This is a genomic window from Nostoc sp. UHCC 0252, assembly GCF_034931145.1.
Classification (GTDB): domain Bacteria; phylum Cyanobacteriota; class Cyanobacteriia; order Cyanobacteriales; family Nostocaceae; genus Nostoc.
The window spans coordinates 66,035-75,130 of record NZ_JAYGHE010000039.1; the positions used below are offsets into that span (position 1 = coordinate 66,035).

Below are 9,096 nucleotides of genomic sequence, written 5' to 3' on the forward strand. Positions count from 1 at the left end.
AAGGGGGGTTAGGGGGGATCAAGAAATATTTGATACTTCTCAGACATCCTCTGAATTTGATAATCAGATTCGCCATCTCAAGTTCTTATGTAACCAAAATTTCTTAAATATTAAGTGAGTTGATTTGAGTTGAAATTTAAATGTAAGGAACTGTATTATGACTGCTACCTCTAACCAGACTAAATCCAAGATTTGGGACAAAAAGCAAGAGTATCCTTTAACTAAAGAGTCTTTAAGAATGCTTTTTGAAAACCGAATTCCTTTAATTCGGATAAAAGAATTTGCTACACCCCAAGAGTGTGAGATGTTAGTTGCTCAAGCTGAATTGTGCAACTTTGACTGCTATCAAAATGTGAATCCCAAGATTGAGCGAATTGGTATCACAGTCTTTGAATATAATCGCATTAGTAAAGCAGCTTATTTTCAAGCAGTAGAACGCACAACTAAATTAAGAGACTGCATTATGGCAGCCTCTTTTAATCCATTAGAACGCTTAATGGTGAAAATTCGAGAGTGTAGAGGCGCAACTGTACGAATTGCTTCAGAACCACTCTATGGTAGTTATTATGCAGGACTGATTAGAAAAATAGAGCAGGGTACTCAACTTCATATTGATTATGCTCCGTTAGAACAATCAAAATGGGAAATTGGTACAGTTATTTATCAACTTTCTTGGAATTTGTACTTGAAATTTTCTCCAAACAATCATGGTCAAACACGCATTTACGATCGCCAGTGGCAACCAGGAGATGAGCAATATAAGCTCGATTCCTACGGCTATGGTGATACAGTAATTGCAGATGCAGACATGATCAGCTTCCAACCTTATGTGGGAGATGTGTTCATTTTCAATACACGCAACTATCACACTGTTGAACCGATGGATGGACAACGTGTGACTTTCACTTCTGCAATGGGATTACTACCTAACGGTGAAATCATTTTGTGGTCTTGAAGGTGAGCAGCAGGAAGCAATTTGGTAAATGTAGTGAGGAAATAATTCATGCCCTTAGCAGCTGTGATGACTGCACCTAATCAACCAGTTGAAGTCCAACAATTACCAGACCCAATTCTGGAAAAGGGTGGAATCATTCTTGAAACCTTATATTCTGAGGTTTGTGGAACTGACGTACATTTACTACATGGGCGTTTAGAGGGAGTACCATATCCCATCATCCCTGGACACTTCTCAGTTGGTCGTGTGGTGGAAACAGGTGGAGCAGTTAGTGATGTTAATGGTAAATTAATTCAGCCTGGAGCGATCGCTACTTTTCTAGATGTCCACGAAACCTGTTACAACTGCTGGTATTGTCTAGTAGCCAAAGCATCCACTCGCTGTCCAAAACGCAAAGTTTATGGTGTCACCTACTCAGCAAATGATGGGTTGCTGGGTGGTTGGTCTGAATTAATTTACCTCAAACCAGGGGTTAAAGTCCTAACTCTACCCGAAGAAGTCTCACCGAAGCAATTCATTGCTGGAGGGTGTGCTTTACCAACTGCGCTACATGCTATCGATCGAGCGCAGATTCAAATTGGTGATGTCGTTGTGGTTCAGGGTTGCGGGCCTGTGGGTTTGAGTGTGGCAATTCTAGCTTTGCTTTCAGGTGCAGGCAAAGTGATTGTAATTGATAAATTTGAGAGCCGATTAGTAGTTGCCAAATCCTTCGGTGTCGATGAAACCCTTGCAATTAGGGCTGACGATCCACGACAACATATTGAGCGAGTTTTGGAATTGACAAATGGACACGGTGCTGATGTCATTATTGAAGCTACAGGCATTCCCATTGCTGTCAAAGAGGGCTTGAATATGACCAGAAATGGAGGTCGCTATGTTATTGTCGGGCATTACACAAATACGGGTGAGATTCTCATCAATCCCCACCTGGAAATTAATCTAAAACATATTGATATTCGCGGGACTTGGGGAATTGATTTCAGCCATTTTTATAGAATGATTGAATTACTAAAACGTCATAGCGATCCCAGTAAAAATATTGATTGGTCAAGCATAATTAGTCGTTCATACACACTACAAGAAATTAATCAAGCGCTGGCAGATGTAGAGCAAGGCTCTGTATTAAAAGCTGTGATTCAACCTAATCTATCTTGATGCCAATATATCAAATAATAAGAAAACGATATGCTCGAAGATTTAAAAATTGCCTTTATCGGCGGTGGCACGATGGGCGAAATGATAATTAGTAGATTGTTATCAACGAAAATTGTTCCAAAAGCCGATCTAATTATTGTCAGCGATCCAGTTTCTGCGCGATGCCTTCATTTAGAAAGGGAATATGGAGTACGTACTACAACCTCCAATATAGAAGCGGTTCTTGGCGCATCTATTGTGATATTGGCGGTGAAGCCGCAGGTTTTAGCAGAGGTTCTGGGTATGCTTAAGGATAAAATTCCACCTAATGCTTTAGTAATTAGTATTGTGAGTGGAGCGAGTATTTCATCTCTGTGCCAAGGGTTGAATCATCCTGCTGTTGTCCGTACAATGCCGAATATTGCAGTACAAGTTGGTCATGGGACTACAGTGTGGAGTGCATCATCAAGTGTGACAGAGATACAGCGATCGCATACCCAAGTCATTTTACAAGCATTAGGTAAGGAATTTACTACCCAAAATGAACATTACCTTGATATGGCAACGGCGTTGAGTAGCGCGGGGACTGGATTTGTGTTTCTTTACATCGAAGCGATGATTGATGCTGGCGTTCAGATGGGTTTAACTCGGACACAAGCCCAAGAACTAACATTGCATACGATTGCTGGTAGTGTAGAACTGATGTTTCAGACTCATGAACATCCAGCAGTTTTACGAAACAAAGTAACGAGTCCTGGGGGAGTGACTGCTGCTGGTCTTTACGAGTTAGAAAAAGGTGGTATGCGAACTGTTATTTCTAATGCAGTGCTTGCCGCTTTGAGCCGCACTCAACAATTAGGTGATATCAGTTAAAAAATTAGCGCTGATTGGGGTTACTCATTCGGTAATTATTACTGATTATTCAACACTAAAAAGTATTAAAGCTCATAAAAGATTTTAATTTATTTCTCAAATATGCCAACCCAAGTTGTTCAAGCTCAACCCTCAAAGAATGCTTTTTCAGATTTTATCCAATTCTGGGAAAATGCCAAAGCGATCGCTGGGCCTTACTGGTATCCAACAAAGCCAGGACAAAGAGCATTCTCAGACGTAATTCGTGCATGGGGAATGCTTATTCTCCTAATATTACTAATAATTGCATTTGTAGGTGTAACTGCTTTTAATAGTTTTATTAATCGCTACATAGTTGATATCATACTTCAGGAAAAAGATTATTCTAAATTTATTAATATTATATCTTTTTATGCTGCTGGTCTTGTCTTGGTAACGCTTTTATTAGGATTTTCTAAATTTGTTAGAAAACAAATTGCTCTTGATTGGTACAAATGGCTTAATAATCAGATTTTAGATAAATATTTAAGCAATCGTGCTTATTATAAAATTAATTTTAAAGCTGATATTGATAACCCAGATCAACGTTTATCCCAAGAGATTGAACCAATTACCAGTAATGTCCTCTATTTTTCAGCTACTTTTCTAGAAAAAGTACTGGAAATGATAACTTTTACAGCAATTATCTGGTCAATTTCCCAACAGATTGCTGTTGCTCTGGTTATTTACACGATTATGGGCAATTTGATTGCTGTCTACTTAAATCAAGAATTAAATAGTATTAATCAAGCAGAAATTGAATCTAAAGCTGACTATAATTACTGCCTAACTCATGTTCGTACTCACGCTGAATCAATAGCCTTTTTTCGGGGAGAAAAACAAGAATTAAAGATAATTGAACGCCGATTTACTAAGTTGACAACAAACATTAAACGCAAGATTGATTGGGAGAGAAATAGAGACATTTTTAACAGAGCATATCAAGTTGCTATAGAACTTTTTATGTTATTCATACTTGCGCCTCTGTATATTAAAGGTGAAATTGATTTCGGACAAGTTGGACAAGCTAGTGTAGCTAGCTTTATGTTTGCAACTGCTTTGGGAGAACTAATAACTGCATTTGGCAGTTCTGGAAATTTTTCGAGTTACGTTGAGCGTTTAGCTGAGTTTTCGAGTGCGTTAGAAGATGTTACCAAACAACCGGAGAATGTAAGCACTATTAAAATAATAGAAGAAAACCATCTTGCTTTTGAGAATGTTACCTTACAAACGCCTAACTATGAACAGGTAATCATCGAAGACTTGTCCTTGTCTGTTCAACCGGGAGAAGGTTTATTGATTGTTGGGCCAAGTGGTCGAGGTAAAAGTTCTTTATTGCGAGCGATCGCTGGTTTGTGGAATGCAGGAACTGGTCGTTTAGTGCGACCTCCATTAGAAGAAGTTTTATTTTTACCCCAACGTCCTTACATAATTTTGGGAACTTTGCGCGAACAATTGCTCTATCCTAATACCAGTCGTCAAATGACTGATGCAGAACTCAAAGAAGTTTTGCAACAAGTCAACCTACAAAACTTATTGAGTCGAGTCGATGGCTTTGATACAGAAGTTCCTTGGGAGAATATATTATCGATAGGAGAACAACAACGTTTGGCTTTTGCACGACTATTAATTACTCATCCTAGCTTTACTATATTAGATGAAGCAACGAGTGCTTTAGATTTGCAGAATGAAGGAAGTTTATATCAAAAGTTACAATCGACGAAAACAACATTTATCAGTGTTGGGCATCGGGAAAGCCTATTTGATTATCATCAATGGGTTTTGGAACTTTCACAAGATTCCAGTTGGCAACTTGTGACTGTGCAGGATTATCGAAATCAAAAAGCAATAAATATTCAAAGCGCGTCTAATAATGAGTTGCAAAATCAATCTCAAATATTGACAGAAACAATCACAAGTGAAAAGCTCACTCATAAGGAAATAAGTGAATTAACTAACTATTCCATTAGCACTATTAGAAGTAAGGCAAGCAAAGGAGATTCTATTACTACTAGGGATGGCTTGACGTACCGCTATAACAAGAACTCAAGTGTGTTGAAATGGCTGAGAGTTTAGCGGTTAGACAATCTGTTCAGTCTGTTGAATTATCGCCTATAAAAGAATATAGCGCTTCTCGCTTGAGTCCAATACAGACCTAACCCCCAGCCCCTTCCCGAAGCGGGAAGGGGAGCAAGATTCAAAGCCTCTCTCCTTTTAGGAGAGAGGTTTGGAGAGAGGTAAAAGTTTATTGCTTCCATTCGAGAACTGCTATATTTTTCTATTTTGATTTGTAAAAATCGTCCTTGCTCAGAACCCCGAATTTTTTAAAAAATTGGGGTTTTTGTTGTTCATTAATGACTTATGACTGGTGTATATAGGAATCTGGTTTATTATTAAACATAATTATGTATTAAAGAAGTTAACAGCAAAGAAAACAGGCAAGAGTAGAGGCGGGTTTAAAAATGTTATTAATTACTAATGATGATCTCGACGAGCCCACCTCTACTTGTTCAATAATTAAATAAAATTACTATAGTTTGATCTTGATTACTTAACTTGATAATTATTAAATAATTTTTTCTTAACTTTCTTAACTTTCTTAATTTTCCTAACTATTTTATAACAGTTACTTCTTAACTGTCTTAACTGACCTTGAGAATATATTTAATTAATGATATATTTTTACTTGAAAAAGCAATTTACTTTAAGGAAAACTCTATGCCTACAAACACAGTCAAAACAGCGAATGTCGTAGCAATACCATTTTTTGCGCGTTTCTTGTCAGAACAAGCTACTGAAGCTACTGAAGGAACAGAGGTTCCTTGGACTTACAAGTATCCTTCAGATTTGGAAGATAGATAATTTATTTACTCTTCTAATCTGAAAGTACCTTCCCGATCGAAAAGATACCTTGTAATTGGCTGAATCATAATTTCATAGAGTAGCAGTTATCAAATAAGTCAAAACTACTCGTAGAAATGTGATGGCGTAAAACGCCCGCCGTAGGCGATCGCTTTCATATTAATTTTTCCAAACATGGAGGTGATTGCTTTTTCTAGTCCCTTAAATTCTTTAAAGATTTTTTGGTATCAAAAGCAATTTGTTTGCTATTTATTAATAGCTACCTTCTAAAATTATTCTGAAATAATATTTATGCACCTGTCTCGTGATATTGTTTTATTAATCACCCACAGTGGTGATTTCTTCACAATAGATAGAGTGGCAGAAGCCTTATCAAAAAAAGGAGTGCAACCATTTCGTCTAGATACTGATAAGTTTCCTCTAGAAGTACAATTAACAGCACATTTTGATAAGTCTAAAAGCTACCACACTATAGAATGTAACAATGGCTCTATCAGCACAGAGCAGGTGCAAGCTGTCTGGATGCGCCGGATTTGGGAACCACAACTGAGTCAAGAATTAGCGCCAAAGTTCCGAGAAGCTTGCGTTAGAGAATCACTTGCAACTTTAGATGGTTTTTGGGACAGTCTCAAGGGAGCTACGTGGGTAGATAATTTAGAGCGGATAGATTATGCGAATAACAAGCTGCGTCAACTGCGGATTGCGTCTGAAGTAGGTTTTATTATTCCCCAGACTCTTGTTACCAACAAAGCCCAAGCAGCACGAGAGTTTTTTCAGCAAGTCAACGGCAAAATGGTTAGTAAGCTTTTAACTGCTCTTTCCCGCAGTATGGAAGCTAACTCTTCGTTTTTTCTGTACACCAGCATCGTCAAGTCAGAAGACTTACAAGATGCCGAGTCACTGCGCTATTGCCCAATGGTTTTTCAAGAGCAAATTCCTAAGCAACAGGAATTACGGGTGGTGTATGTGAATGGTAATGTATTTGTGGGGGCGCTAAATGCAGATATGTATGCAGCAGCCATTGATTGGCGTAAACCTGGTGTTGAAGTTGGTGCATGGCAACATCACCACCTTCCTGATGAAGTAATTAGCCGTCTCAAAACCTTTATGGGGAAATTTGGGCTGTTGTTTGGAGCCTTAGATTTCATCGTCACACCGTCAGGGGAATACGTCTTTTTGGAAATCAACCCTCTAGGGGAGTGGGGAATGCTGGAAAAGGATTTAGACTTACCCATTGCAAGTGCGATCGCGGATGCTCTTGTACCGATTCGTAATTCGTAATTAAGAAAGTCAATTACTGTAGGGTATCTTAGGCGCAACTCAATTATGACCGTATTAATAGTTACGTTTAGTAAAGATAACGAAAGCATTCCTTTAGTCATCAAAGAAATTGAAGCTAGAGGAGAAAAAGCATTTCGGTTTGACACAGACAGATATCCCACCGAAGTCAAGCTAGATATTTACTCTGGCGATACTGAACGGGTAATTATTACTGATGGCGAACAGAAGCTAAATTTGAGTGAAGTCTCCTCAGTTTGGTATCGGCGGATGCGCTACGGAGAAAAAATCCCCGACTCAATGGACAAGCAATATAGAGATGCGTCAATTAACGAATGTCGCGCTACAGTCAGAGGTATGATTGCCAGTCTTCAAGGATTCCACTTCGATCGAATGTCCAATGTGGATCGGGCTAATAATAAACAACTACAATTGCAAGTTGCACGAGAAGTTGGTCTTGTAACTCCACGTACTCTGACTTCAAACAATCCAGAAGCAGTTAAGCAATTTGCTCAAGAGTGTAGCCAAGGTATAGTTACCAAAATGCTTTCTTCCTTTGCTATTTACGATCAGCAGGGGCGAGAAAACGTTGTGTTTACCACTCCAGTTACAAATGATGATCTGGAGAATATGGAAGGACTGCGTTTTTGTCCGATGACGTTTCAAGAAAATGTACCCAAGGCGCTGGAGTTGCGGACAACTATTGTCGGACACCGCGTATTCACTGCCGCAGTAGATTCCCAAAGCTTAGAAGGATCTACTTACGACTGGCGCAAAGAGGGGAGAGCTTTAGTTAAAAATTGGCAACCCTACGACTTGCCAGAAGATACTGAGAAAAAACTGCTCAAACTGATGGCTTATTTTGGCTTAAACTATGGAGCAATTGATATTATTGTCACGCCCGATGGTCGCCATGTATTCCTCGAAGTTAACCCAGTCGGGGAATTTTTTTGGCTGGAGATATATTCACCACACTACCCCATTTCGCAGGCGATCGCAGAAGTATTACTGACTAATAAGAATTAGGGTATTGAGCCTTGTATATTTTTATTGTCTTCTATTTTGAAAGGTGTTAGTGAGATTTCACTATTAAGTTTATTAATATTAAATTCTTTATTTAAAGTTATGAAATTATTTATATTTGGAGATTAAATTATTGTGATAAACCTAGTAAATACACAAACAGTTTTAACATTTGATGGGGAAAAGGATTATATAGATTTTGGCAGAAACGATATTGGCGGCGTTTTCGCTCAAGGGAGTTCAGCTTTTACGGTTTCAGGATGGGTAAATCCATACGAACTAACAAATAAAGCCACTAGTTACGGAACGCGGAATGTATTTTTTGCCCGTTCTTCAGAGAGATACAGCGATAACTTTGAATTCGGCATCAGTGAAACAGGAAGCTTAGATGTCTACATTGATGAAAGTGTTAGCAAAAGTATCAAAACCTTCGGGGAAGGAGAATTAACTATAGGACAATGGCACTTTTTTGCTATTGTTTTTAATAGCGGTCAGCTAGCCGTATATCTTAACGATCGTGAATACAGCGATTCTCTTAGAGGTTCATCTTTAAACAAAGCCACAAGTTCTGTAACTCTGGGAGCAACGTTACACAAACAGGTCTATTTCAAAGGACAATTAGCAAACATTAGCGTTTGGAATTATCCCTGTACTCAAGCAGAAATTCAGACTCATCGTTGTGGGCTAATAGTTGGGGATGAAGAAGGATTAGTAGCTTACTGGAGATTAGACGATGGGCAAGGTACAACTGTCAAAAACCAAAAGGGAAAGTCTTATCAAGGAAATTTTCGTGGTAATCCTATTTGGACTTTAGCAGAAATCCCATTCGCAACACAACCATCAAATCCAGTTATATTTGCAGAAGAATTATCCAATCAAGAAGATACAGAAGAAGAGATCCAAACTGAGACAGCAGTTATTCCTGAAGAAAATATTTCACCACTAACCACAAG

8 protein-coding genes are annotated in these 9,096 nt (G+C 38.5%); all 8 read left to right on the forward strand.

Annotated elements, in window-relative coordinates:
- Nucleotides 1-157 precede the first annotated feature (157 nt).
- Nucleotides 158-955, forward strand: a complete 798-nt coding sequence (locus VB732_RS20785; RefSeq protein WP_323232800.1) for a hypothetical protein — start codon at nucleotides 158-160, stop codon at nucleotides 953-955.
- Between the two features lie 48 nt (nucleotides 956-1,003).
- Nucleotides 1,004-2,110, forward strand: coding sequence for a zinc-binding dehydrogenase (locus VB732_RS20790; protein WP_323232801.1), 1,107 nt, complete (start codon nucleotides 1,004-1,006; stop codon nucleotides 2,108-2,110).
- Nucleotides 2,111-2,140: 30 nt separating this feature from the next.
- A complete protein-coding gene (gene proC / locus VB732_RS20795; RefSeq protein ID WP_323232802.1) occupies nucleotides 2,141-2,962 on the forward strand; it encodes a pyrroline-5-carboxylate reductase in 822 nt (273 codons plus the stop codon).
- Nucleotides 2,963-3,064: 102 nt separating this feature from the next.
- Entirely contained in the window at nucleotides 3,065-5,056 is a 1,992-nt protein-coding gene (locus tag VB732_RS20800; RefSeq protein ID WP_323232803.1) for an ABC transporter ATP-binding protein/permease, read from the forward strand.
- A 642-nt stretch (nucleotides 5,057-5,698) separates the two neighbouring features.
- Nucleotides 5,699-5,842, forward strand: coding sequence for a microviridin/marinostatin family tricyclic proteinase inhibitor (locus tag VB732_RS20805; RefSeq protein WP_323232804.1), 144 nt, complete (start codon nucleotides 5,699-5,701; stop codon nucleotides 5,840-5,842).
- Between the two features lie 291 nt (nucleotides 5,843-6,133).
- Nucleotides 6,134-7,123 (forward strand): MvdC family ATP-grasp ribosomal peptide maturase, encoded by a 990-nt coding sequence (locus VB732_RS20810; RefSeq protein WP_323232805.1) that lies wholly within the window; start codon nucleotides 6,134-6,136, stop codon nucleotides 7,121-7,123.
- 45 nt (nucleotides 7,124-7,168) lie between these two features.
- The gene (locus VB732_RS20815; protein WP_323232806.1) at nucleotides 7,169-8,146 is read left to right on the forward strand and encodes an MvdD family ATP-grasp ribosomal peptide maturase; all 978 of its coding nucleotides are present in this window, start codon (nucleotides 7,169-7,171) and stop codon (nucleotides 8,144-8,146) included.
- Between the two features lie 132 nt (nucleotides 8,147-8,278).
- Nucleotides 8,279-9,096 (forward strand): LamG domain-containing protein (locus tag VB732_RS20820; protein WP_323232807.1); only part of this gene is annotated, 818 nt, incomplete at its 3' end.